26 protein-coding genes are annotated in these 25,646 nt (G+C 59.3%); 24 read left to right on the top strand and 2 right to left on the bottom strand.

The window, feature by feature from the left end; genetic code table 11:
- Genes PH558_RS22040 through PH558_RS22090 form a run of 11 tightly spaced genes read left to right on the top strand, consistent with a single transcriptional unit; the run spans position 1 to position 11,141 of the window.
- Positions 1-2,952, top strand: coding sequence for a TAT-variant-translocated molybdopterin oxidoreductase (locus tag PH558_RS22040; RefSeq protein WP_285206419.1), 2,952 nt, complete (start codon positions 1-3; stop codon positions 2,950-2,952).
- Positions 2,949-4,286, top strand: coding sequence for an NrfD/PsrC family molybdoenzyme membrane anchor subunit (gene nrfD / locus PH558_RS22045; protein WP_285206420.1), 1,338 nt, complete (start codon positions 2,949-2,951; stop codon positions 4,284-4,286). The genes PH558_RS22040 and nrfD overlap by 4 nt, the downstream gene beginning before the upstream one ends.
- Positions 4,279-4,839, top strand: a complete 561-nt coding sequence (locus tag PH558_RS22050) for a DUF3341 domain-containing protein (protein WP_285206422.1) — start codon at positions 4,279-4,281, stop codon at positions 4,837-4,839. Before nrfD ends, PH558_RS22050 begins: the two co-directional genes overlap by 8 nt.
- A complete protein-coding gene (locus PH558_RS22055; RefSeq protein WP_113406857.1) occupies positions 4,836-5,369 on the top strand; it encodes a c-type cytochrome in 534 nt (177 codons plus the stop codon). Before PH558_RS22050 ends, PH558_RS22055 begins: the two co-directional genes overlap by 4 nt.
- Positions 5,366-6,418, top strand: coding sequence for a hypothetical protein (locus PH558_RS22060; protein WP_285206424.1), 1,053 nt, complete (start codon positions 5,366-5,368; stop codon positions 6,416-6,418). Before PH558_RS22055 ends, PH558_RS22060 begins: the two co-directional genes overlap by 4 nt.
- Positions 6,415-6,819, top strand: coding sequence for a hypothetical protein (locus PH558_RS22065; RefSeq protein ID WP_285206425.1), 405 nt, complete (start codon positions 6,415-6,417; stop codon positions 6,817-6,819). Before PH558_RS22060 ends, PH558_RS22065 begins: the two co-directional genes overlap by 4 nt.
- Entirely contained in the window at positions 6,816-7,622 is an 807-nt protein-coding gene (locus tag PH558_RS22070; protein ID WP_285206428.1) for an SCO family protein, read from the top strand. Before PH558_RS22065 ends, PH558_RS22070 begins: the two co-directional genes overlap by 4 nt.
- Positions 7,619-8,560 (top strand): cytochrome c oxidase subunit II, encoded by a 942-nt coding sequence (gene coxB / locus PH558_RS22075; protein WP_113406854.1) that lies wholly within the window; start codon positions 7,619-7,621, stop codon positions 8,558-8,560. The genes PH558_RS22070 and coxB overlap by 4 nt, the downstream gene beginning before the upstream one ends.
- Positions 8,557-10,227: a cytochrome c oxidase subunit I gene (locus PH558_RS22080; protein WP_285206430.1), complete on the top strand. Its 1,671-nt coding sequence runs from the start codon at positions 8,557-8,559 to the stop codon at positions 10,225-10,227. Before coxB ends, PH558_RS22080 begins: the two co-directional genes overlap by 4 nt.
- Positions 10,220-10,858: a cytochrome c oxidase subunit 3 gene (locus PH558_RS22085; protein ID WP_285206432.1), complete on the top strand. Its 639-nt coding sequence runs from the start codon at positions 10,220-10,222 to the stop codon at positions 10,856-10,858. The genes PH558_RS22080 and PH558_RS22085 overlap by 8 nt, the downstream gene beginning before the upstream one ends.
- A gap of 7 nt (positions 10,859-10,865) precedes the next feature.
- On the top strand, positions 10,866-11,141 hold the full coding sequence (locus PH558_RS22090; protein ID WP_285206434.1) for a cytochrome C oxidase subunit IV family protein: 276 nt from the start codon (positions 10,866-10,868) through the stop codon (positions 11,139-11,141).
- 593 nt (positions 11,142-11,734) lie between these two features.
- Here PH558_RS22090 and PH558_RS22095 read toward each other — a convergent pair.
- Positions 11,735-12,622 carry an alpha/beta fold hydrolase gene (locus tag PH558_RS22095; RefSeq protein ID WP_285206437.1) on the bottom strand — a complete coding sequence of 296 codons (888 nt, stop codon included), beginning with the start codon at positions 12,620-12,622 and terminating at the stop codon, positions 11,735-11,737.
- Positions 12,623-12,955: 333 nt separating this feature from the next.
- Between PH558_RS22095 and PH558_RS22100 the strand changes: the two genes are divergently transcribed.
- From PH558_RS22100 to PH558_RS22140, 9 genes are all read left to right on the top strand, one after another.
- Positions 12,956-13,429, top strand: coding sequence for a YciE/YciF ferroxidase family protein (locus PH558_RS22100; RefSeq protein WP_285206438.1), 474 nt, complete (start codon positions 12,956-12,958; stop codon positions 13,427-13,429).
- 55 nt (positions 13,430-13,484) lie between these two features.
- On the top strand, positions 13,485-13,955 hold the full coding sequence (locus PH558_RS22105; RefSeq protein ID WP_285206439.1) for a hypothetical protein: 471 nt from the start codon (positions 13,485-13,487) through the stop codon (positions 13,953-13,955).
- 38 nt (positions 13,956-13,993) lie between these two features.
- The gene (locus PH558_RS22110; protein ID WP_095437759.1) at positions 13,994-14,245 is read left to right on the top strand and encodes a YMGG-like glycine zipper-containing protein; all 252 of its coding nucleotides are present in this window, start codon (positions 13,994-13,996) and stop codon (positions 14,243-14,245) included.
- Positions 14,246-14,365: 120 nt separating this feature from the next.
- On the top strand, positions 14,366-16,357 hold the full coding sequence (locus tag PH558_RS22115) for a protein-L-isoaspartate(D-aspartate) O-methyltransferase (RefSeq protein WP_285206559.1): 1,992 nt from the start codon (positions 14,366-14,368) through the stop codon (positions 16,355-16,357).
- Between the two features lie 121 nt (positions 16,358-16,478).
- Entirely contained in the window at positions 16,479-16,775 is a 297-nt protein-coding gene (locus PH558_RS22120) for a DUF982 domain-containing protein (RefSeq protein ID WP_285206446.1), read from the top strand.
- Positions 16,776-16,885: 110 nt separating this feature from the next.
- Entirely contained in the window at positions 16,886-18,085 is a 1,200-nt protein-coding gene (locus tag PH558_RS22125) for an epoxide hydrolase family protein (RefSeq protein WP_285206449.1), read from the top strand.
- Between the two features lie 123 nt (positions 18,086-18,208).
- The gene (locus tag PH558_RS22130) at positions 18,209-18,826 is read left to right on the top strand and encodes a (2Fe-2S)-binding protein (RefSeq protein ID WP_285206451.1); all 618 of its coding nucleotides are present in this window, start codon (positions 18,209-18,211) and stop codon (positions 18,824-18,826) included.
- The gene (locus tag PH558_RS22135) at positions 18,826-19,842 is read left to right on the top strand and encodes an FAD binding domain-containing protein (RefSeq protein ID WP_483314179.1); all 1,017 of its coding nucleotides are present in this window, start codon (positions 18,826-18,828) and stop codon (positions 19,840-19,842) included. The genes PH558_RS22130 and PH558_RS22135 overlap by 1 nt, the downstream gene beginning before the upstream one ends.
- 2 nt (positions 19,843-19,844) lie before the next feature.
- Positions 19,845-22,124: a xanthine dehydrogenase family protein molybdopterin-binding subunit gene (locus PH558_RS22140; protein ID WP_285206455.1), complete on the top strand. Its 2,280-nt coding sequence runs from the start codon at positions 19,845-19,847 to the stop codon at positions 22,122-22,124.
- Between the two features lie 41 nt (positions 22,125-22,165).
- Here PH558_RS22140 and PH558_RS34260 read toward each other — a convergent pair whose 3' ends face one another.
- Positions 22,166-23,011, bottom strand: coding sequence for a DUF2267 domain-containing protein (locus PH558_RS34260; protein ID WP_350223818.1), 846 nt, complete (start codon positions 23,009-23,011; stop codon positions 22,166-22,168).
- Between PH558_RS34260 and PH558_RS22145 the strand changes: the two genes are divergently transcribed.
- The 4 genes from PH558_RS22145 to PH558_RS22160 all read left to right on the top strand — a co-directional run bounded on the left by PH558_RS22145 (position 23,010) and on the right by PH558_RS22160 (position 25,578).
- Positions 23,010-23,441 (top strand): CBS domain-containing protein, encoded by a 432-nt coding sequence (locus PH558_RS22145; RefSeq protein ID WP_285206458.1) that lies wholly within the window; start codon positions 23,010-23,012, stop codon positions 23,439-23,441. The genes PH558_RS34260 and PH558_RS22145 overlap by 2 nt on opposite strands.
- 472 nt (positions 23,442-23,913) lie before the next feature.
- Positions 23,914-24,900, top strand: a complete 987-nt coding sequence (locus tag PH558_RS22150; RefSeq protein WP_285206462.1) for a PAS domain-containing protein — start codon at positions 23,914-23,916, stop codon at positions 24,898-24,900.
- On the top strand, positions 24,897-25,280 hold the full coding sequence (locus tag PH558_RS22155; protein WP_285206463.1) for a response regulator: 384 nt from the start codon (positions 24,897-24,899) through the stop codon (positions 25,278-25,280). Before PH558_RS22150 ends, PH558_RS22155 begins: the two co-directional genes overlap by 4 nt.
- Positions 25,281-25,392: 112 nt before the next feature.
- A complete protein-coding gene (locus PH558_RS22160; RefSeq protein ID WP_285206465.1) occupies positions 25,393-25,578 on the top strand; it encodes a hypothetical protein in 186 nt (61 codons plus the stop codon).
- The last annotated feature ends 68 nt before the right edge of the window (positions 25,579-25,646 follow it).

Genomic DNA, 25,646 nt, shown 5'->3' on the forward strand with positions numbered 1-25,646 from the left:
ATGATAGATCGTCCGGTTCAAAAAAACACCGTCCGCGAGCGGCTGACCGGCAAGTCGGGGAAGCATTTCTGGCGGGCATTGGAGGAGCTTGCCGATACGGAGGAGTTTCACCGCTTCTCGCGACGCGAATTTCCGTTGTTGCATGGCAACGGTATTGCCATCGATCGCCGCTCACTCTTGAAGATCATGGCAGCATCGCTTGCGCTCTCAGGTCTTTCAGCTTGCAAGGGCGAGGAGGACGAGGAGGCGCTCCCATACGTCCAGGCGCCCCAAGCTGTGAGCGTCGGCGTTGCCAAGTGGTTTGCAACTGCCGTGACCTTTGGCGGTTACGCGCAGCCTATTCTCGGCAAGACCTTCACCGGCAGACCGGTCAAGCTGGAAGGCAATCCCGATCATCCCGTATCCGGCGGCGCCACCGATGCCTTCACGCAGGCCTCACTCCTCGGCCTCTACGATCCCGGTCGCTCGCAAACACCGCTTCATCTGGGCAAGCCCGCCGATTGGGACGCATTCGATGCCGAGATGGCGGCGAAAGCTGATGAACTGGACAAGACTAAAGGGGAGGGGTTCCGGCTGCTGACCGCACCTTTCAGTTCGCCGACCCTGCGCCGCCAGATCGAGGCGATGATGCAGCGGTGGCCAAAGGCACGCTGGCATATCTGCGATCCATTGCCCAACACGGCGCGATTGAACGCGACGCAGCGCATTTTCGGTCGCCCTCTGGAGTTTCAGCCGGCATTCGCCGCCGCCGAGACCATCGTCAGCCTCGATGACGATTTCCTCGGCCCAGGTCCGTGGCAGACGCCATATGCCCGTGCCTTTGCCGATCGCCGGCTGATGCGCCAATACATGCGGGGGCCGAGCCGGCTATTCGTGGCCGAACCGACACCTTCGGCCACTGGGGCGGTTGCCGATATGCACCTTGTCGCCTCACATTCGGGAATGGATCGCCTGCTGCGCGCCATAGGCGCCCAGATCGGTCTCAAGAGTCTGGGGGATGTCAGCCTCGCTGACCACGAGCGGCAATGGGTGATGGCTGCCTCATCCGCCCTTCAAGCATCCAAGGCCAATGGCTTGCTACTGATCGGCGCCCATCATGGAGACGATCTTCAGGCGCTTGCTTTGCTGATCAATGAGAGCTTGGAAAGTCTCGGAAACACGCTTCGTTTCTCGGAGCCGGTCAATGCCCAAGCGCCGGACGGCCCGCGATCACTCGACATTCTGACCGCCGACATGACCGCCGGCAACGTGTCGACACTGGCGGTCGTCGGCACCGATCCCGCGTATTTTGCGCCGGCCGATCTCGCATTCCGCGATGCCTTGCAGAAGGTGAAGTTCCGCATTCACGCCGGGCTCTATGTCGACGAAACGGCGTCTCTTTCGCATTGGCATGTGCCACTTCAGCATGACCTTGAAAGCTGGAGCGACGCGCGAGCTGCCGACGGCAGCGTGACATTGATCCAGCCGTTGGTCCGGCCGTTCTATGCGGTGCGTGCGGCACATGTCGTGCTTGAAACACTGATGGGCCGCACGTCGAGCGATAGAGATCTGGTGCAGCACACCTGGCGCGCGGCCTGGGATGGAGAGTTCGACGAGCGCTGGCGCGATGCACTCTCTCGCGGCTTCGTTTCGGGCAGTGCCGCACCGCCGCTCGTCCCGGCCGTTCTGGAGCACGCGGTCCCGCAGGCTGCGCCGGACGCCTCTTCCGGCCTGTCCCTGGTCATCCGTCCTGATGCCGGTGTCTGGGACGGCACCCTCTCGGAAAATGCCTGGGCGCAGGAGACACCCCGGCCTCTGACCAAGATCACATGGGGCAATGTGATCCTCGTCAGCCCGCAATTTGCATCGGAACGGCAACTGGAAAGCGGCGCCGAAGTCAGATTGACGGCAGGAGGCGCTTCCATTCACGGGCCTATCTGGATCATGCCGGGTCAGGAAGGCAATACGATCGCCATTACGCTCGGTTATGGACGCAAGCTGAAGGATTCCATAGCGGCCGGTCTTGGCTATGACGCCTACGGCCTGCGGCGATCGGCAACGCTTTGGCATATCGCCGGCGTCACGATCGAGCCGACAGGCAAGGTGCTACAGGTGGCAACGACGCAATTGCACCAGGCGATCGACGGTTTCGATTTCATCCGGACGGTCGAGGTTGGACAGCTCGATCGGCAATCCCGGCCGGATCAGAAGCAACAGCCGCCATCGCTCTATCCGGACAGGCCGATATCTGATCCGTCCTGGGGCATGTCGATCGATCTCGATCTTTGCATCGGCTGCAATGCCTGCGTGACCGCCTGTCAGGCTGAAAACAACATTCCGGTGGTCGGCAAGGAGCTTGTGGCCGAAGGGCGGCAAATGCATTGGCTGCGGATCGATCATTATCATGAAGGCGATGGAACGGCGCCGAAGTCCTATTTTCAGCCGGTCCCCTGTATGCATTGCGAGCAGGCGCCCTGCGAAATGGGCTGTCCCGTCAATGCTGCCGTCCATAGCATCGATGGCCTGAACCTGCAGGTCTATAATCGCTGCATCGGCACACGAACCTGCTCTTCCTACTGTCCCTATAAGGTGCGCCGTTTCAATTGGTTCGACTTCACCAGTGACGATGCGGAGTCGGTCAAAGCCATGCGCAATCCGGATGTGACGGTGCGCAGCCGCGGCGTCATGGAAAAATGCACCTATTGCGTCCAGCGTATCGCCGAGGCACGGATCGTGGCCGACAAGGAGGGCCGGCCGATCCGCGATGGCGAGATCGTTACAGCCTGCCAGCAAGCCTGTCCGACACAGGCGATTACCTTCGGCAATGTTGCAGACCCCAATTCCGGCGTCAGTCGGCTCAAGGCCGGTTTCCGTGACTATAGCCTGCTCGAGGAAGCGAACACCCGGCCGCGAACGACCTATCTCGCCCGGATCGAAGATCCGTCCCTCGGAAAGACGGAGGCGGCGGGATGAGCGAGAAAATTCGCAAACGGGACGCTGCAGCCGCGGAGCGGATCACGCGGATCCCGTTGAAATATCCGGCGCCTCGCGCATGGTGGATATGCTTCGCATTTTCCCTGCTCCTGCTTTTATCCTTTGCGGTTTCGGCGGCGGTGCTTCTCATTTCCGGCGTCGGCGTCTGGGGCAACAATATCCCCGTCAATTGGGGTCTGGCGATTGCCAACTACATCTGGTTCCTCGGCATCGGGCATGCCGGGACGTTGATCTCGGCAATGCTGCTTCTATTGGGTGCTCACTGGCGTAATTCGCTCAACCGCTTTGCCGAAGCGATGACGCTGTTTGCCGTCATCTGCGCCGGGCTCTATCCGATCCTGCATCTTGGCCGGCCATGGTTCTTCTACTGGATCGCGCCCTATCCTAATACAATGACGATTTCGCCGCAGTTCAAGAGCCCGCTCAGCTGGGATTTCTTCGCTGTCCTGACCTATCTCACTGTTTCCATACTGTTTTGGTATATCGGCATTATCCCGGATCTTGCCGCAGTGCGCGACCGCGCCAAGCGACGTGGGCAGCAGGTGATCTACGGGCTTGCGGCGCTCGGCTGGCGGGGGTCTGCCCGGCACTGGGCACGATGGAACCAGGCCTACAGGCTGACGGCGGCGATTGCCGTTCCGCTGGTGGTCTCGGTTCATTCGGAAATTTCGCTTCTCTTTGCCGCCGGTCCGATACCCGGCTGGACCTCCACGGTCTTCCCGCCCTATTTCGTGCTTGGGGCCGCCTTTTCCGGTTTCGCCGTCGTCGCCATGATCGCGGTCGTACTGCGCCACGCCCTCGGTCTCGGCATGCTGGTCACCGACCGCCATCTCGACCTGCTCGGACGCTTCCTGCTCGCAACCGGCTTGATGACGGCCTACGGCTATGTCGCAGAAGTGTTCGACAGCCTTTACGGCGGCGAATTGCAGGATGTGGGAACCCTGACGGACCGCCTGGTCGGCGCCTATGCCTTCAGCTATTGGGGCGCCGTCATTCTGAATTTCCTACCGCTGCAGCTATTGTGGCTCGAAAGCGTCAGACGCCAGCCGCTCATGCTCTTTCTGATCGGCCTGTCCGTCACGATCGGCATGTGGTTCGAGCGCTATATGTTGCTGACGACGTCGCTATATCGCGACTATCTGGTTTCCTCCTGGGGCGAATATCATCCCAGCATATGGGAATGGGGCCTTTATGCGGGAATGCTCGGTGTCTTCCTGACACCGTTCCTTCTCTTCGTGCGCTTCCTGCCTGTCATCTCCACGTTTGAAGTGGAGGAGGCTTTACGCGAGACGGGGGATTTGAGGCATGCGTGAGCCGCGTCCCGGAGGAGATCTGTTTGGGCTGCTGGCCGAATTCGACAGGCCAGAGCGTCTGATCGAGGCGGTGAAACGCGCGCGCAAGGCGGGCTTTACCGTCATGGAGGCATATTCTCCGTATCCGGTCGAAGAACTGACGGAGGCGCTCGGATTCGAGGAGAACATCGTGCCGTGGCTGACTTTAGCAGGCGGTATCTTCGGCGCAGCGCTCGGCTACGGGCTGCAATTCTACACCAACTACGCCTATCCGATCGAAATCGGCGGTCGTCCGCTCTATCCCTGGCAGTCCTTCATGCTCATCACCTTCGAACTCACGGTTCTTTTTGCCGTGCTTTCGGCAATTTTCGGCATGCTGCTTCTGAACCGCTTGCCCCGGCTGCATCATCCGCTTTTTGACATAGAGGCGTTTCAGCTCGGGCAGTCCGACAAGTTCTTTCTCATCGTTCTGAGTAACGACGAGCGCTTCCATCCGAAGCGCACCCGCACCTTCCTCGACATGCTCGATCCGGTCAGCGTGGAAGCCGTCGAGCATACGGAGCAACCGGAATGAGGTGCAGCCTTCTCATTCTTGCGCCGATGCTTCTGCTTGCCGGCTGCGACGACATGAACCATCAGCCGCGCTATGATTCCTACGAAAAGAGCCGGCTCTTTGCCGATGGCAAAGCCCTGCAGGCGCCGCCTGATGGAACGATCGCACGGGACGATCTTCAGAATGCGCAGGCGGTTGCCGATCGTCCAGCGATGAATATCGAGCTTCTTCAGCGCGGGCAGCAGGAATTCGGCATCTATTGCACCCCCTGTCACGACACCGCCGGCTACGGCAATGGCACGGTGCCCGCGCGAGGCTTTCCCCATCCGCCGAGCTTCCACATCGACCGACTGCGACAGGCGCCATCTCGTTATTTCGTTGAGGTGATCTCCAAGGGCCACGGCGTGATGTATTCCTATGGGGATCGTGTTTCTCCACGGGATCGCTGGGCGATCGCGGCCTATATCCGGGCGCTGCAGCTAAGTCAGGGCGCCAGTGTTGCGAGCCTGCCGCCGGAGGATCAGGCGCAGCTGAAGAGGGTAGGGTCATGAGTCGGGTCGAAGCCATGCCGACCCGCTTGCTGGCGCTGAGCGGCGTCATCTTCTGCATCGCGGCTCTTGCCCTGGTGCTGGTCGCGCCTGCGTCCGCCTTGCTCGGCTGGCTTTCCGCGCTGGTCTTCACGAGTGCGCTCCCGCTCGGTGCGCTTTGTCTGGTCATGATGATGCGCATCATTCCGGGGATCTGGCGGCATGATCTCGATCACGCGGCGAGATCGTCGCTATCGCTGCTGCCGCTTGTGCTGATCGCCTGGCTGCCAATCCTGTTCGGCCTGTCCTTCGTCTATGAATGGGTGCGGCAGCCTCTATCCGAACCCTTCAAGGCGATCTACCTGATGCCGTTATTCTTCGATCTCAGAACCCTGTTCATTCTCGCTGCCGCTTACCTCCTTGCTCAGGCACTGTTGCGCAGCCAATCTCTATCCGTTGCGGTCGGCGGACTCATTGGCTTCGTCCTCTTGCAGGAAATCCTGGCGACCGATTGGCTGATGTCGCTCGATCCGCACTTCCATTCCTCCGGTTTCGCGCTCTATGTGCTCGCGGGCCAAATGCTGACGGCACTTGCGCTGCTGATGCTTATGAGCCTTTGGGAAGGGGGCGTGACGAGGCCGAGCATATTCGGTGCACTCTTGGTCACCGCCATCCTCTTTTGGGCCTATCTGGCGTTCATGCAATATTTCATCATCTGGTCGGGCAATCTGGTTCAGGGCGCCCTCTGGTTTCAGCGCCGTGGCACGGGCATTTGGTTCGCGGTCGAGGTCTCGATTGCCTTCCTGCATCTGACGCCACTTTTCCTTCTGTTCTTTCCGCCGATCCGCCGATCCAGACGATGGTTGGTGGGTCTGATATCGATCATCCTCGCCGGGCGATTGCTGGAATATGCCTGGCTCATCCTGCCGCGGGTGACAGCCCATCTTGGATACGCAATCATAGCCTATGGCCTGTCGCTTGCCGGGCTTGCGCAGATCGCGCTTGCCATTCTTTCCCGCGCGAGCAAGGTCGCGCGCCGGCCGGCCGCGACCACGACGGCGGAGGCTTCATGATGGCTGCCTCGCTTTCCAGGAGGTCGCGGCGGCAAAAAGTGTCGCCGCAATTCGAACCGAAGGATGTCTCGCCGCGGCTGGTGCTTTGGGTGACGTTTGGCCTTTTCCTCGGCATGGGTCTTTCTGTTCTCCTTGTCTTTGGCATTCTGTGGTGGATTGCGCCGAACGTCGCACAGCCGCAGACGAAGTTCGGGTCCAGGCAGGCGGAGCCAGGCCCACGCCTCGAAGTATCACCATCCGCCAGTCGCGAGCTGATTCAAAGGCAGGCGGAACAGCGCCTCGAGGGGTACGGCTGGATCGATCGTAAGACCGGCACGGCGCATATTCCAATCGACAGGGCCATGGCCATTCTGGGGACGCGCGGCTGGCCGGACCGCAATGAACGGGAGGAAACACGATGAGGACGGCCGCATTCACGCTGGCTCTTGCCTTGCTTCTCGGCGCCGGCGAGGCGCACGCGGCCGCCTTCGATCCGTTCACGGCGACAGGGATCGATCAGAAGCAGGATGCCTCCATCCCCCTCGACCAGCCTTTCCGTGACGAGGCGGGTCGCCTCGTCACTCTTCGGCAGCTCGGAGGCGGCAAGCCGATCCTTCTCGCGCCTGTCCTGCACAATTGCCCCAATATTTGTGGCGTCACCCTATCGGGTCTGATGGAGGCCGTTGAAGGGCAATCATTTCGACCAGCCACCGACTTTACGATTGTTGCCTTCGGCATCGATGCGCGTGAGGGGGCGAAAGAAGCTGCAGCCTCGCTCGATCAGCTGAAGCGCCGGTTCCCCTCCCTCGCAAAAAATGGCGTGCATGCGCTGACGGGCGAGGCGGCCGCTATTCACGGCGTCACCGATGCGCTCGGCTATCGTTATGCCTGGGATCCCGATATTGACCAATATGCCCACGATGCCGCCGTCGCCGTCTTGACGCCGGACGGGAGGTTGAGCCGCTGGCTTTACGGCCTGGCGCCGACAAGCCGGGATCTGAAACTGGCGCTCACCGAGGCCGGCGAGGGCCGGATCGGCAGCTGGCGTGACCAGCTTCTGGTGCTGTGCTATCACTATGATCCATTCACCGGGCGATACTCATCCCTCATTCTGATGGCGCTTCGCCTCGCATCCGGCTTCGTCGCTATCGTCGGTGCCGGCCTGGTTGCCCTCGTGCTTGTTCGTGAGCGCCGGTCGAAAGAGACCGGGGGGAGGGCGTCGTGAATTTCATTCCGCTTTGGCCGCCCGGCGCGTCGGCTTATAGTCACCAGATCGACTTGCTCGTCATTGCCTTCACCGTACTGATCGTGGCGCTGTCGGCGCCGGTATTCATCCTGCTCCTCGTTTTCATCGTCAAATATCGGCGCGGTAAGGAGGCCGATCGCAGGCATGCGCCGGACCGCAACATTCCCCTGGAGCTTTCCTGGACCATCATCCCGTTTGTCGCCCTTCTCGGCTTCTATATCTGGTCGACGGATCTCTTCGCCAGGCTCTATCATCCGCCCGCCGACGCCATGCAGATCGACGTCGTTGCCAAGCAATGGATGTGGAAATTCCAGCATCCCGAAGGCCAAGCCGAAATCAACGAACTGCATGTACCATCCGGTCAGCCGGTCAAGCTCACGATGGCGTCGCAGGATGTCATTCATAGCCTCTTCATCCCGGCCCTGCGCATCAAGCAGGATGTCGTGCCTGGGCGATATACGTCGAGCTGGTTCGTGGCCGACAAGACGGGCACCTATCGCATTGCCTGCTCGCAATATTGCGGCAGCAATCATTCCGAGATGACCGGCAGCTTCGTCGTCATGAACCCCGCCGACTATGCCAAATGGCTGTCCCTGTCCTCGAATGAGGTTAACCTTGCCGCGGAAGGGGCGGCGCTCTTTCGCAGCCGCGGCTGTAGCGGCTGTCACGATCCGGGAGCGTCGGTGCGAGCGCCCTCTTTGGCGGGCATCTACGGCAATCCGGTGCCGCTTCAATCGGGAGAGATTGTCATCGCCGATGATCAATATATTCGCGACAGCATCCTGCTGCCGCAATCGAAGGTCGTCGCCGGCTATCAGCCAATCATGCCGACGTTTCAAAACGTCCTGAGCGAGGAGGATGTCATGAAGCTTGTCGCCTATGTCAAATCGCTGAAGCAGGCGGGGGTGACACAATGACCGACGTCGCTGATCCCAAGCTTGAAGAGGCAAATGTCGGTAGAGTCGGCTCGACGGAGACTGTGGCGCAGCGCGTCAGCTACCTGCGCGCCGGGCATAGTCTCAAGTCTTGGCTGCTGACGACGGACCATAAGCGGATCGGCGTTCTCTACACCCTCTCCATCACATTTTTCTTCTTCATCGGTGCGGCCGCGGCCGCGCTGATCCGGCTCGATCTGCTGACGCCGGCGGGAGACCTAATGACCAATGAAGGCTACAATCGCGCCTTCACGGTCCATGGTGTGGTCATGGTATGGTTCTTTCTCATCCCATCCATCCCCAACACCTTCGGCAATTTCCTGATCCCGTTGATGATCGGCGCGAAGGATCTCGCTTTTCCCAAGCTGAACCTGCTGAGCTGGTATATCTACATGCTCGCCGGGTTGTTTACGGTGTTCGTTCTGATCGCAGGCGGGGTCGATACGGGATGGACATTTTACACGCCCCTTTCGACGATGTATGCCAACGGCAACGTGATCCTGGCCGCAAGCGCTGTGTTCATCGTCGGCTTTTCCTCGATCCTTACGGGATTGAACTTCATCGTCACGGTTCACACCCTGCGCTGCCCCGGCATGACATGGGGCAGGCTGCCGCTTTTCGTCTGGTCGATCTATGCGACATCGTTGATCCTGGTGCTGGCCACGCCAGTGCTGGCGATCACGCTCGTGCTCATTTCGCTGGAACGGCTGTTCGGGCTCGGCATATTCAACCCGGCGATTGGTGGCGATCCGCTGCTGTTCCAGCATCTCTTCTGGTTTTACAGCCATCCGGCCGTCTATATCATGGTCCTGCCCGCCCTCGGGGTAGTCAGCGAACTTGTCGCAGCCGGTGCCCATAAGCCGATCTTCGGCTATCAGTTCGTGGCCGGCTCTTCGATCGCGATCGCGGCCCTCGGCTTCTTCGTCTGGGGCCACCATATGTTCGTCTCGGGGCAATCGCTCTATGCGAGCGCGGCCTTTTCCTTCCTCAGCATCGCAGTGGCGATCCCCTCCGGCGTGAAGGTTTATAACTGGACGGCAACGCTGTTCAAAGGCCACATCTCGCTCGATCCGCCGTTTCTCTTCGCCATGACCTTCATCGGCCTTTTCGTTTTCGGCGGATTGACGGGCCTGATGCTCGCCATGCTCGCAATCGATGTCCACGTGCACGACACCTATTTCGTGATCGCGCATTTCCATTACATCATGGTCGGCGGAACGATATCGGCCTTCTTCGGCGCGCTGCATTACTGGTGGCCAAAGATCGTCGGACGCATGTATTCGCTGGCCTGGGGGCGGGTCACGGCGATCTTCTTCTTTATTGGATTCAACCTGACATTCTTTCCGCAATTTCTGCTCGGCTATCTTGGAATGCCGAGGCGCTATCATGTCTATCCGCCGGAATTTCAGGTGCTGAACGTCATATCAACCGGCGGCGCCGCCGTTCTCGGGGTCGCTTACGTTATGCCATTGATCTATCTAATCTATTCGATGCGCTATGGCAAGCCGGCACCCAACGATCCATGGAATGCGACCGGACTGGAATGGACGACGCCCTCGCCACCGCCAAAGCATAATTTTGAAACGCTGCCGGTCGTCCAGCGGCCGCCTTACGACTATGAAATCGAGATGAGAGATGAACATGTCTGACGCAAGGTCCTCCGTCGCCGAGCCATTCACGGATCCCCTCCAGCAGCATCATGCCGCGATGATGGGGATGTACGTCTTTCTCGGCAGCGAAATCATGCTTTTCGGCGGCTTGTTCTGCGTTGCCGCCGCCGTGCGTCTGGCGCATGCGCCCGAGATCGTCCGCGCCTCCCGTGCTCTGCATTTTGGGATTGGCGGGCTTAATACTGCCATTCTGCTGACTTCAAGCCTCTTCGTCGCCTTGGGCGTGGAGAGCGCCAAGGGTGGCCGTGCCAAAATCACGTCCCGTTGGCTCGTTGGAGCCGCTGCCCTCGGCTTGGCGTTCCTTATGATGAAAGCCTATGAGTACCGGATGGAATTTACCGAAGGGCTGCTCCCGATAGAGGGTGTGCATTCCCGCTATGCGGACGACGTTCAGCATCTCTTCATGAACCTCTATCTCATCGCCACCGGCCTACATGCGGTGCATCTGTCCATCGGTATCTTGCTTCTGATCGCGCCATCGTTTCGCTTGGCGTTCGGCTCGATCAAGCTGCCGGAGCGGGCGATCGTTCTCGTCACTGCTGGCCTCTATTGGCACCTGGTCGATGTGATCTGGGTCTTCCTCTATCCTGTATTCTATCTTGCGAGGTGAACCTTTTATGCTGCGCCTCGCAAATCCTCTGGTCGTTATCTGGGCAATCCTGCTGGTTTTGCTAAGTGCCACTATCGCGGCAAGCTTCGTGCTGAGCGGGCCGGTGGGTCTCGTCGTCAGCCTTTCGATCGCGGCGATCAAATCCGCAATGATCTATTGGCGCTATATGCATCTGAACGAGGAGACGCCGCTTAACCGCATTGCCGCGCTTGCCGCCGGTTTCTGGCTGCTGATCCTGCTCGGCTTTCTCGGCGTCGATTACTGGACCCGCGCGCTCGTCTAGTCGCGTTCGAGCCCTGTCGGGCGAGAAAAAACATGCAACATTCGCCAGCGGATCATCACGCGCGATCGTGGCAAGCGATGGAGATATGCGCGCCCTTGCAAAGCCTCTTCGGAACATTGTCGGCCCAGTATGGTTCTATCCTTGTCGACGATAGATGCCGAGCAGACAAGCACGAGTTGGTAGCTCGCGAGGAGACCATATGAACCATCACTCAGATGCACGCCGTCGCATGATGATTTTTGTCGTGACGATTTTCGTTCTTGCCTGCCTCATCGCTGTCTATTTTGCCTTTGCACTTCATCCTGGCGAACCGACTCCGCCAACCACAGGGGCGGTGTCGTCTCAGGCTAACTGACAGCGCAATCACTTGCGAGCACGCAAACAGGCGGCAAGTAAATCGGCATCGCCTAATCGATACAGCCCATCCCTAGTAATCTGCCGAGGAGGTGCGCGCAGCGATTTTAAACCATGCCTGCGATGCCGTTGCATTATTGCTGATCCCCTGCAGAAGACTGACGCTCGATCCTGTGTTGATCTAGCAGCGCGGCGATGAATACGTGTCCGGCCGCAGAGGCGAACGCCGAAGGTGCTCGTCAACTGGAGGTGAGGCGCAAGATTGCGTCAAGGGTCTGCTTCGGCGCTTCCTGCGGAATGAAATGGCCGATCGCGTCGAGGACGATACGTTCGTATTGTGCCGCGAAATACTGGTCCTTGCCAGCCGAGGTATCAACGAGATTACACCCGTCTGAAGCGCCGTGCAGTACCAGGGTAGCAACTCGGATTGCCGGGTTTTCGGCAAGCCTGCGCTCGACATCCTCATGCTCCGGGGCGCCTGATGTCTCATTCCAACGCTGCAGATAGGCATGAATGCTGATTGGCGCCCAATCGTCGTTCTGAAGCGAGGGCGCCATCGCGTCGAAATCCTGCCATTTCGTCGGCCAATCGGGAGACCATGTCGCCCAGAGAAATCTGGCAAGACGGAGCCGGTCTTTGTCCATTGCCTCCCGTCCCTGTTTGAGAGCAACTACCCACTCGTACCAATAGGCCTTCGCCAGGTCGTAGTTTATCTCCTTGATGGGCTGGGACGTAGCGTATCCGGCAGCCATTGCCACCAGGCCGCGCAGACGCGCGGGAAAGAGTGCCGCCACACCATAACCGGCACGCGCGCCCCAATCGTAACCGCAGATCACCACGTCACTCAGGTCGAGCGCTTCGAGGAACTCGGCAAGATCCTCGGTCAGTGCTGCGATTGCGCCGCTCCTCATTGTGTCTGCCGAGAGAAAGGTCGTAGGGCCTGTGCCGCGCAGATATGGAGCAATGACGCGATGACCGCCATCCACCAAAGCAGGAACGATCTTATCCCAACACCGGACATCATCGGGCCAACCATGGACAAGCACGACGGGCTTACCGCGCGGGTCACCGGCTTCCTCATAGGCGATATCGAGATCGCGTGTTTGCGTGTGTTTCGTCGTCGGCATGTCCATGATCGATTAATCGCTTCGTTGGCCTCAGGCTCGGGGCAGATGAAATGGTCACATCGACTAACCATAGCGCCTGCCTATTGTTCCAAGGCCGATGGTCGGGTCAGACAGCTGGAGTGCAGGATTATGAAAGGGCGAGGGAGGCGAAAACCTTGTTGGCGTGGACGCGGCATTGAGCCGAGCAGCAGTTCAATCGGAGGCTTCCAGGATCGCTCAAACCTGCTTTGGAATCTGATCGGAACATTTGGTCATTGCTCCGGTTAGGAAGCTCATTACCCCGATCAAAGCGGTGAAAGGATTGCTGTGATGCAGATCAGCAGTTTCAAGGACATGTATCTCGCCGAGCTTCAGGAGCTTGTCAGCGTCGAAAGTCAACTCGCCGATTCGTTGCTGCGAATGGCTGAAGTCGCAGCACATCCGTCATTAAAGGACGCACTGGTCCACCATCGCGCGCAAACCGAGGTGCAAAAAGACCGCCTAGTGTCGCTCCTGCAGAAGCATAGGGCCAACCCGGCAGCCCATACGGATCAGGCGATGCAGGCCCTGATCCATGAGACCGAAAAAATGGCTTCCATGCTGAAGGGAAATGACCTGCGCGATGCGGGTCTCATCGCTTCCGCTCAGAGGCTCGAACATTACGAGATCGCCGCATACGGCACGGCTGCCGCTCTGGCCGGTCAGCTGGACCTGCGGGAGGATCAGGAGGTGCTGCACCGGAGCCTCGAAGAGGAGAAGCAGACGGATGTTCTGCTGACCCGATTGGCCAAAGGCGAAATAAATCGAGATGCGCTGCCGTCTGACTGACGGACCACTATCGTGAATATAGCCGGCTGTAAGCTCTATCTGAAAGGAGCATTCAATGAAACACCATGCCCTTCAAGACATTCAGAATATTGCCAATGTCAATCTCGGATATCCGCACCGGCTGCCTGCGATGACCAGGCGCGAACGTCTCGAACGGTGGGCGGATCTTCTCGATCACTGTGGGCATCAAGCACTTTCAACCCTGGAAGAGACAGAATTTCAGCCTGCGAGGGAACGCGCGGTCATGCGCGCAGACAACTCGCCTCTGTCAGTGGCGTTTGCCGACCAGCTCATGCACGAAGCGGGCTTGAAAGACGACAGCTACGGCGAAGCCAAGCGATTCTTCGAACTGAGTAACAATCAAATGCATAGGCTGCTCTGTCATTGCCACTTCGGGCCAACGGTGAATGCATCGACGGCCGCGCATAACGTTCGTGCAATCATTGCTGCAGGCGATCGGCCGGGCATTTTGACCAGGCTGCGTAGTATGTTCGGCGATAAGATCCGTTTGCTTGATCGTCGTTAATGATAGGCCGGCTGGAACGAACTGAAATGGAGGTTCAAATGAAAACGTTTATCATTGTTACCAGCGTAGCGTTGTGTCTCACGGCTTGCTCTTCGACAGAGCAAGGCGCCGGGATTGGCGCCGCCACGGGCGCCGTCGTTGGCGGCGTAGCAACGGGCAATGTTCGCGGCGCCGCGGTCGGTGCGGCCGTGGGCGGGGTATCCGGCGCCTTGATCGGGAACGTCGCAGGACAGCCCGGCCGCTGCTACTACCGCGACCGCAACGGGAACCGCTATGTCGATCGCTGTTGAGCTTAGCAGACGTGGTCGGTGTCGTTCTTGAACAATCAATAGGAGCGGATTCGCCCTTGCGCCACGCCTCAAACGTCGCTGAAACGATCAGGAGAAGGACAAATGGGCAAGGAGGCCAAGATGGCCGACTACCAGCGCATGCGCGATCACATGGTCGAGGCGCACATTAAGCGACGCGGGATACGGGACGAGTATGTTCTCAATGCGATGCGTGCCGTACCAAGAGAACGCTTCGTCGCCGAGGGCATGGCCGAGTTCGCCTATGAGGATGCGCCTCTCGCCTTGGGTGAAGGGCAGACCATTTCCCAGCCCTATATCGTGGCTTTGATGATCGAGGCGGCGGAGGTGCGCCCGGGTGATCGCGTGCTCGAGGTGGGAGCCGGCTCGGGCTACGCGGCCGCGGTAATCGGCCAGATCGCGGCGAACGTCTATGCGATCGAGCGCCATGAAGCCTTGGCGGTGCCGGCAAGACGGCGTGTGTCCGATCTCGGCTATGACAATGTGGAGATATTTGCCGGCGACGGTACGCGTGGATTTCCTGACCAGGCGCCATTCGACGCCATTCTAGTGGCTGCGGGCGGCCCTGCCGTGCCGGAGGCGCTGAAGGAACAGCTCGCGATCGGCGGGCGACTTGTAATTCCGGTGGGGGAGGAATTCGGCCAGAGGTTGTACAAGGTCGTTCGGCGCACGGCGGCAAGCTATGAGGAAACGGATCTCGGGGCTGTGATGTTTGTGCCCCTGATCGGCGAGCAAGGTTGGTCCGAGGATGGCCGGCGCGCCGCAAGCAATCACAAGCCGGGCGCGTCTCGCAAGCAGAGCCTGCCGGAAATGATTGCCGAAGTAGCGGAAGACCTGCCGAACTTCGATGATCCCGCTTTCGGGCACCTGTTCGACCGCTTTGGTGACCGGCGTGTGGTTTTGCTCGGGGAGGCGAGCCACGGAACCGCCGAATTCTATAGCGCCCGGGCTGCGATCACGCGCTACCTGATCGCCCATCGAGGATACACGATTGTTGCGGTCGAAGCGGATTGGCCGGACGCGGCGAGAGTAGATCGATATGTCAGACATCGGTCGGCCTCAGGGCGTGAGGAGCCACCATTCACACGGTTTCCGACCTGGATGTGGCGCAACACGGAGATTCGGGCGCTGATCGAATGGACGCGCAAGCATAATGCAGCTATCGACGCTGAGGGCCGCACTGGCTTCTACGGTCTCGACATCTACAATATGTTCGGTTCGATCGGTGCAGTGCTTGATTATCTTGATACGGTCGATCCGCGAGCGGCGGCAATCGCCCGGGAACGCTACGGCTGCCTGACGCCTTGGCAGAAAAACCCTGCGACCTATGGCCGGGCGGCGCTCAGTCGCGGTTATGCGGAATGTGAGCAGGCGGTGATCGACCAATGCCGGGATCTCTTACGTAGGCGGCTGGATTATGCCAGGCACGACGGCGACGCTTTCCTCGACGCTGCCCAGAATGCCCGGCTGATCGCCTCCGCGGAGCGCTACTACCGCATCATGTATTATGGCGGAGCGGAAAGCTGGAATCTGCGAGACACCCATATGTTCGAAACGCTGCAACGCCTGCTTGACGCCAAGGGACCGGATGCCAAGGCGATCGTCTGGGCGCATAACAGTCATATCGGTGACGCACGCTTTACCGATATGGGTGCAACGCGTGATGAGCTTAATATCGGCCAGCTTTGCCGAGAGGCTTTCGGAGGCGAGGCGGCTCTCATCGGTTTCGGCACCCATACTGGCACAGTGGCCGCCGCGCATGACTGGGATGGAGACATGGAAGTCATGCGTGTGAATCCCTCCCGACCCGACAGCTACGAGCGGATGTGTCATGATGCGGGAGGGGACAGCTTCCTGCTCGACCTGTCGCCTGGCAAGCACGAGTCACTCCGGCGCCGCCTTTCCGAGCCACGACTGGAGCGCTTCATCGGCGTCATCTATCGGCCCGACACCGAACTGTGGAGCCATTATAGCCAGGCGATCCTTCCTGAGCAGTTCGATGCCTATGTCTGGTTCGATGAAACCCAGGCAGTGGAGCCGCTTGGGATCGAGCACCATCGCGGCATGCCGGAAACCTATCCCTTCGGTGAATAGGCGATGCTTCGCGACATTGATCGTGTCCTAGCCAAGCTCGCCGTGAGCTTCACCTCTTGCAGGGAAAAATGCGCTTTCTAAATTTCTCGGACATCAGCATGCGAGATTAAAGGAGGAAGCAATGACAAGCCACGTGTTTGACCGCCCTCTTTTCGTGAGAAGGAAGCACTTCATTCAGGAAATATGCTGCCTCGACGACATTGTCGATTTCCTTGAGGAATGGCCGGAGAAGAAACGCGGCGCCGCGCATGTCGTCATGCTGCGGGCCTGCAGAGATGCGGTAGTCGGTCAATTTCCATTGAGTGCCGTGAGGAAGAATTTCGAGCGGTTCCTAAAGAAGAACGATATGTTGGCATCGATCGAGGAGTTTCCATTTCGTCAGCAGAGCGCCGGCGATCACAACATCGGTGACGTTTGACGCGTTCGCACATCGTCGGGCGAGATCCCGAATGCTTACCCGCCTGCATCCCGACTTGTCTTGAGGGTCCCTCATGCGGAACTTCAAAGGCCGCTGAGTGTTTCCTGTAGATGTCGGACAATGACTTTCATATACGCTGGGATGCCTCCGCGCTCGCGTTGTTGCGGTCGCGCATTCGCGGCTTTGAATGGCCGTACAACGCTGCGGACAGCGGGTGGCGTTACGGCTGTGATCCCGATTTTCTGCGCCGTTTTTGCATTCATTGGGCAGACAGCTATGATATCGAAGCCGGCGAGGGCACACTCAACCGCTATCCGCAGCTGCTCGCCGAAGTCGCGCCGGGGATGCGGCTGCACGTCGTTCATGTATGCGGCGAGGCGCAGGGGCGGCGTCCGCTCCTGCTGATCCATGGCTGGCCGGGTTCGGTCTACCAGTTCTGGCCGCTCATCGACGCACTGGCTTTTCCGTCACGCTTCGGCGGCGCGCCGATGGATGCATTCGACGTCGTCATCCCTTCGCTGCCCGGCTACGGCTATTCGGATAAGCCGGCCGCGCCAGTCGGCCCGCGTGCCACCGCCGGGTGGCTTGCGCGCTTGATGCGCGACGCGCTTGGCTATCAAGATTATCTGGTGGCGGGGACCGACTGGGGTGTCGTCATCGCCGCCTGGCTCGCTCTGGATCACCGCAAAGACGTACGCGGCATCCACATCGACTATCCCGGCGCACAACCCGCGGCGGCGCCGACGACCGATGCGGAACGCGCCTATCTTGAGGCATTCGAAGCGGCCGAAAACCGGCTCGGTGCATACAGCCGCCTCCACGCGACGCGGCCGCAGTCGCTCGCCTTTCTGGCGGCGGGTAATCCCGTCGCGCAGGCGGCCTGGATTCTCGAGCGCTTCCATGACTGGGCGGATCTGCGTGGACGTGCGATCGATGAGGCCTTCAGCCTCGATACCCTCATCACTAACCTCATGCTGACCGTCATGACCGATAGCTTCGGATCGGCGACCTGGATGTATGCCGGTGCAGAATCAGAGGGTACACGACGCCTGCCGGAAGGATGTCGGGTCCCCGTTCCGGCAGGGTTCGCGAGCTTCCCCGATCCGCGTCATCCGCGGCCGCCGCGGAGCTGGGTCGAAAAGGGTTACGACGTCGTTCATTGGCGAGAACACGATCGCGGCGGGCATTTCGCCAGCATGGAAGTGCCGGATCTCGTCATCGCCGATCTCCGGGATTGGGCGGCGTCTTTGGCCAATATCCACCGGAAGGTCGACGGTATCGTCGACCCTGAGAACAAGGTGATTGACTGAGCGAGACAATCTCGTGGCGAAGTCGCCGGGAACCCTGTGGCGAATTCATGGTTAGACGTGCTCACGGCGGTCTTTCGGACCGTGTGGTCCTCCTGCTGAAATCGCCATCGGAAAGGGTATTGGATGTCTAATCCAGAAGAAGTCTCAGCCTCGGGGGTTACGAGGCGCACACTCTTGGCGGGGACAATCACGTCTGCAACGGCAATTTCAGTCGGTGCTGCCTCGAAAGAGCAAAAAGCGCAGCTCGCGGCAGTGTCGACGCAGTCCGCGGTCCCGGTAAAGATGAAAATCAATGGCCAATCCTATCAGTTCAGCGTTGACCCGCGCACGTCGCTTCTGGATCTCCTTCGTGACCATGCGGGCCTGACGGGTACAAAGAAGGGCTGCGACCACGGGCAATGTGGAGCGTGCACGGTGCTCACCGATGGAAAGCGGACGTTGTCCTGCATGAGTTTCGCGGCGATGAATGACGGGCGCAAGATCACCACGATCGAAGGTCTTTCGTCGGCCGATGGACATCTGCATCCGATGCAGCAGGCGTTTATCGACCACGATGCCTTCCAATGCGGTTACTGCACCCCTGGTCAGATCCTATCCGCAGTTGCCTGCGTGCACGAGGGACATGCCAGCAATGACGCCGACATTCGCGAATATATGAGCGGCAATATCTGTCGATGCGCCGCTTACCCCAACATCCTCGCTGCCGTGAAACAAGCCCGCGACGAGATGGAGAAGCTATGATGCTACCTTTCAGCTATCAAAGTGTTCGTGATGTCGGCAGCGCCATCGCAGAGGCGGACGAAGCAAAGGAAATTCCTCCAACCGCTGCACCGTCGCAGTTCATCGCCGGCGGCACGAACATGTCCGATTACATGCGGCTCGGTGTCAATCGACCGTCGCATCTGGTGGATATCAACTGCATCGAGGATCGATCATTGAAGACGATCGAGATCGGTGATCCCGACATTCGTCTCGGGGCTCTGGTCCGCATGAGCGAGGTCGAGGACCATCCGGAAATCAACCGAAGGTGCCCCATGCTTGCCGAAAGCCTGAAGCTCGCGGCGAGCCGGCAGATCCGCAACATGGCAAGCCTTGGCGGCAATGTGCTGCAGCGGACCCGCTGCGAATATTTCCGCGAGATTTCATGGCCTTGCAACAAGCGCAATCCCGGCTCCGGCTGCGCGGCCATTGAAGGGTTCAATCGCCAGCATGCGGTGCTCGGAACCAGCGACTCCTGTATAGCCACCTATCACGGAGACTTTGCCCAGGCGCTGATTGCTCTCGATGCCTCCGTCGACATATCAGGGCAATCCGGCAAACGGCGTATCCGCTTTGCAGAACTGCATCGCCAGCCGGACGATCGGCCGGATGTCGAAACGACACTGCGGCCGGGCGAGATCGTTACCGCGATCGTCATGAATGTCCCGGCCTGGGTCGCTCGATCCCGATACCTCAAGATACGCGACCGCCAGTCCTATGCTTTCGCCCTGGCTTCCACGGCCGTCGCAATCGACCTCGATGGCGACATCGTTCGCGATGCGCGCATCGGTCTTGGCGGCCTGGCGACGGTCCCATGGCGTGCCACGGCGGCCGAGGAGGTGCTCCGGAACAAGCCGCTCACGGAGGAGAACGCCGCAATGGCGGCGCAGGCTGCTTTTGCGGACGCGCGTCCACGCCAGCACAACGCCTTCAAGATCGAACTTGGAAAACAGACATTGGTGCGGGCCTTGCTTGAAGCCCGCGAGATGAGGATATGACTATGAACGAGGCCGCACCTCCTGCGAAGGAAAATATGGGCGAGCCCCTGCCGCGGATCGACGCTCGCTTGAAGGTCACTGGAAAGGCATCCTACCCCGCTGATATTCCGGTCAATAATCTCGCTCATGCGATGTTGGTGACAAGTACTGTCGCGCGCGGCCATTTGACGGCGCTGCATCTGGCCAGGGCTCGGGCCGTGCCAGGTGTAATTGACATCATTACCCATGAGATCATCCAAGGTGAGCTGGAAGCTCCCGAATTCGGGGCGTCGGGATCGACGTCCATCGGACCTCTCCACGATACGAAGATCTGGTATGACGGCCAGATCATTGCGCTGGTTGTGGCCGAAACCATCGAGGCTGCCCGCGAAGGCGCCATGCGCATCACCGCAGACTACGAGGCGGAGAAGCCGAGCACGAGCTTCGAGTCGGGGGGCACGGAAACCGTGGCTGCGGCAGAGGTGAGCAAGCAGTTCAAGGAAGACGTCAAGGCGGGCGATTTCAACGCCGCTTTCGCTGGCGCTGACGTCAAGATCGACGGCGAATACGAGATGCCGACGCAGCATCACAATCCGATCGAACTGTTCTCCACGACTGCTTATTGGCGAGGGGATGAACTCGTCGTTCATGAACCGAGCCAGAATGTCTACGGCTGGAAAGTCGAGATCGCGCGGCAGCTGAAGATCAAACCTGATCAAGTAAGGGTGGTCAGTCCCTATATCGGGGGTGCCTTCGGATCGAAAGGGCCGATCACGCCGCGAACGGCTATCGTCGCGTTTGCCGCACGCAGGCTTGGCAGGCCGGTGCGGTGTGTCGTGACCCGGCCGCAAGCGTTCACCACACAGACCTATCGTGCCGAAACGCGCCACCTTATCCAGATCGGTGCGACGCGTGCCGGCAAGATTGCCGCTCTCAGGCATGAGGGCTGGGAGGTGACGTCTCGTCCGGATCCTTATGTGGTCGGCGGAACGAAGACGACCGGCCTCATGTATGATTATGGATCGGTACTGACCAAGGTTTTTCTGGTCAAGGCGGACAGGCCGACGCCGAGCTATATGCGTTCCCCGCCGGAAACCCCCTATGTCTATGCACTGGAAAGCGCGATGGACGAGATGGCGGTTGCTCTTAACATGGATCCGGTAGAGTTCAGGCGCGTCAACGATGCCGTGAAGGAGCCGATCGAAGGCCGGCCCTTCTCCAGCCGCTCGCTGATGGAATGCTACGATGAGGCGGCCCGCGAATTTGGCTGGTCGAAGCGTAATCCGGATGTAGGCAGTATGCGGGATGGTGACTGGCTGGTCGGCGTGGGCTGCGCGACGGCGATCTATCCGACCAATATCGCGCCTTGCGCAGTCCGCGTCACCCTGACCGACGATGGGCGGGCACGGGTCCAGACCGCCTCCCATGAGATCGGCACCGGGGTGCGCACGATTGCCGCCCAGCTTGCGGCGGAACAATTGGGGCTCGACGTAAGCGCCGTCGAGGTCGAGATGGGCGATACGCGGCTTCCGCCGGCGCCCGTTGCCGGCGGCTCCAATACGACGGCTAGCGTCTCTTCGGCGATCATCAAAGCTTGCGGAGAAATCCGCGAAAAGCTCGCCCATGCGGCGGTGACATCAAATGACGGGCCACTCGCCGGCCGCGATCCGAACTCGATCATGCTGCGAGAGGGTAAGCTCGTCATCGCCGAGAGCTCGCAGGACCTCAAGGACGCTTTCAAGCAGTTGGGAGCCGGCGTCATCGAGCAATATAGCGAATTTCGTCCTGACGCTGCTTCCGCGGGAGCCGTTTCCAACCTTTACAAGGGCAAGTTGGAAATGGTGAGCGGCGATCAGGGCAAGAAGGTGAAATATGCCTTCGGTGCTGAATTCGTCGAGGTCCGCGTTCACCGGAGAACCCGGGAAATCCGCGTCCCTCGGATCGTCGGCGCCTTTGGCGCTGGCCGCATCATGAATACCCGGACGGCTCGCAGCCAGCTCATGGGCGGGATGATCTGGGGAATTTCGTCGGCCCTTCACGAAGCGACCGAATTCGACCGGCGCGATGCCCGCGTCGTCAATCGAGATCTGCAAGACTACCTCGTGCCGGTGAATGCAGACATCCAGGACGTAAAAGTCATCCTTGTGTCGGAGACCGATCGGGACGTCAACCCGGCGGGCGTCAAGGGGCTTGGCGAACTCGGCAACGTCGGAACGGCGGCCGCGATCGCCAGTGCGGTCTACCATGCCACCGGCAAGCGTATCCGCAAACTTCCGATCCGCATTGATAACCTGATTGGCTAATGTCAACGAAGGCGCTTTGTCGCGCCAAGACGTATTTGTTTCTATTGGCGGGTACCCGGATCGGGCCACAGTTCCCTTATGCCGGCAGGCAGCTCCTGCCGGGCTTTTTCCGCCTCGCCCGGGTCCAGATAATGGTTCAGGGCTCGGAAAACCGTTCGAGTCGCCTCTTTCACGTCGACGGGACGTGATGCCGATAACTCTTTTCCTATCTGGTCCAGAAAAGCGGTTTGTGACCGTCCCGATGACGTGAGTCTCGTCGGAACGAACTGGTCGTAAAACGTGCCTGGCACAAGCAGAGGCAATTGAGCGGCCAGATGGGCGGCGGATTCGACGGATAGTCGATCTCGCGTCGCCCGAAGAACCGCGCCGAGAGCGGCACTGCCGCAAATATGGTTTCGTGTCGCTAAAAGCCTGCCGCCGCTTGGAGTCCGGGACGGAGCATATCCCGTTCTGAGCAAGTCGCGCTTCCGAGCGTTCTCGAATGTCAGTGCGCTAAGGGTAGTGCACCCACACAGTCCGCTGCGCAACCTTCGCTGGCATTGGCGCGGTCTCGTACACTTGAGCGCAATTGTAACAATTCTCAATGCGATGCAGCGGCGTGACAGCGGACAGACCGGGAAGGCTGGGATATGATTGATTATCTCGCTGCCTCCGCCACACTCCTTTGCTGCGATTGATCCGTCGCTATCGGACCCGAACTCCGCTCGGATGAACAGGTTCCCGCCCTCGCCTCCATTGAGAAACGTGTTCAAGGGAGCATTTGCACAGCTCGCCCAACAGAAAATCTGGAGCGATACCAAGATTGGGCCGATTTGTTCCAGGCGTCCGGAACAATGGTTTGCCCCGTCGGTTCGAATGCCGCGACTATCAAAGGAGGATCCTATCATGCAAATCAATGCTGTAATGACGCGTGACGTCCGCCTAGCAAACCCATCACAATCAATCCGCGAGGCTGCGACCGTAATGGCGGAGATGGATATCGGCGTCCTACCGGTCGGTGATAACGATCGCTTGATCGGAATGATCACGGACCGTGATATAGCGGTGCGCGGCGTCGCACTCGGGAAAGGCCCGGAAACCAAGATCGCCGACGTCATGTCGGAAGAAGTTAAATACTGCTTCGAAAATGATGACGTGGAAGCCGTTTTGGAAAATCTCGGCGACATCCAACTGCGCAGGCTTCCCGTGCTGAGTAAGGAAAAGAGGCTTGTCGGTATCGTTTCTATCGGCGATCTGGCCGAGTCGGTAGAGAATGGCGCAGCCGGTCCAGCTCTGGCTGAAATTTCCAGGCCTGGCGGCGCACACTCGCAAAGTTGAGAGTGGAATCCACGCTGAAGCGCACTTGTGTCTGGCTGAGCGAATTGAGGACTCTTCGAGCCTTTTGAACTGAACGCGGCGATCAACTCATTCCAACTCAGCGCTCGCCCGAACCCGTGCAGTATCTCGCGACTGGCAAAAATTGCCGAAAGCGCGACGCAGCCTGCCGCTGCCATGAAGGTGCGGATTCCGGCGCCTCGCTTTCCGCCACCTTTATTGCGCCCCGTTAGCGAACTCCACACCCACGAGGCACCGATGGCCAATGCCAGCCGTTCGAAAGATGCGATGCTTTCCATCCCAATCCTTCACTCAGTGCGCCGCAGCACTTGCTATGCCTCCATCTGCTGGCGACTGAAACCGCGCGGTCGCAGGTCGATTGCCACCGTTGCCGGTCTTGCCAGTGCTCAGGCGGCCATTACTTTTAACAGAAAACCTGTGACACATGTCGGGTGCATCTGGTGAAGGAACGGGAATGATGCTGGAAGATCTATATCGCCTTTTGCGAACCGGACATGTCCAGGCGCAGGGGGTGGTCGATACCATGACACAGCCGATCGTTGTTCTTGATCAGAACTTGTGCGTCGCAACCGCAAACAATGCTTTCCTGAAAACATTCAAGGTCGAGCGAGACGATATTCTGGGGGAGAGTTTCTTTGATCTCGGCAACGGTCAGTGGGATATTACCGAGCTCCGGCAGCTGATCGCCGGGGTTATCCCAAAAGCAGCCGCTGTCATCGGGTACGAAGTTACGCATAATTTTCCAGCTATCGGCCAGCGTACGTTCCTCGTTGATGCACGCCGTCTTGTGCACCCAGATGACAATAGCACCAACATCCTTGTCCTCTTCGACGATGTGACGGAAAGGCATAGGCACGACGCCGAGAAGGATTTCATCATTTCGGAAACGCGCCATCGGATGAAGAATCTTTTCGCGGTCGTGCGATCACTAGCGATGCAGATGGATGCGGAAGATCTGACGGGCGTTGACTACCGCGATCGTTTCCTGGGGCGCCTCGAGGTCACTCTTCATGCCCAGGAGATCGCGGCCATCAACGAAACGACCGATTTTGAAACCCTGCTGAGGCAATCGGTCAGCGAACCTGGAATGGATCGTCTCCATTGCCAGGGGCCAATAGTGCAGATTCGGGGCTCGGAGATCGTGCCAGTCAGCATGATGTTCCACGAGTTGGCAACGAATGCGTTGAAGTACGGCGCGCTATCCGTCCCGGAGGGTGCATTGCATGTCGAATGGTCACTGGAGGAAGGGCCGGAGAACCGCTCTTATTTCGTATGCCGATGGCGCGAAACGGGCGGTCCCGCGATCGTGCCGCCGAAGCGAAGAGGATACGGTACCGAGCTGATCGAAGGCACTTGCCGACATCTTGGCGGAACGGTGGAACTTAACTTCGATCCAAAAGGTTTGGCTGCCATCATCAAGCTTCCTTGGAAACGCTTATGACCGAACCTGAAATTGGCGAAGCTCCACCTAGGATCGTTCTTGTGGTTGAAGACGAGTTCTTTATCGCAATGGAGCTGGAGAGCGTGTTGACCAGAAGCGGATTTGAAGTCCTGGGCCCGGCGAGCTCGGTCAGGCAAGCCCTCGACTTGCTGAGGAGCCAGCGTCCGGATGCTGCTGTTCTGGATGTCACTCTCGGTAGTGAGAAGGTTACGCCTGTCGCCGTCCTTCTCAAGGCATGGAATGTTCCGTTCGTCCTCGCCAGTGCGAGCGATGCCGCGGAACTTGCCCGGCATGATGTTTTCGCCAAGGTGACCAATCTTGGAAAACCCACCGACATGAAACGTCTTGTCGACGTCGTTCGATCCCTTTGCAGCCTCTGAGATTATTCGAGATCCGGAATGCCAACCCTTTCGATCATCCAGGCGATGCTCGGGAACCATCTCAATGCGGAATAGTTCCGTCCGGCAGATGATCACGTGGGAAAGGGCTGTCATGAAGAAGCAGAAGCACGAAGAGACGACAGATCTCCCTCGCTCGCGACCAGGGAAATATGAGGAAACGGAGGGCGCGACCGGTGCGATGAAAGGGCCGGCCATTCCGCCTGTCATGAAAAAGGGAGAAAAGCCGTCTTCCGAGAAAAACAAGCAGAAGGGCGATGCCGGCGGGGAAGGGGACTGAACCTCGCAGTTGCGCAGTAGGGCTTAGAGCAATTCCAGGAAAAGTGCGAAGCGGTTTTCCGTCCGGAA

It is taken from the genome of Rhizobium pantanalense, from assembly GCF_030182525.1.
Taxonomy (GTDB): domain Bacteria; phylum Pseudomonadota; class Alphaproteobacteria; order Rhizobiales; family Rhizobiaceae; genus Rhizobium.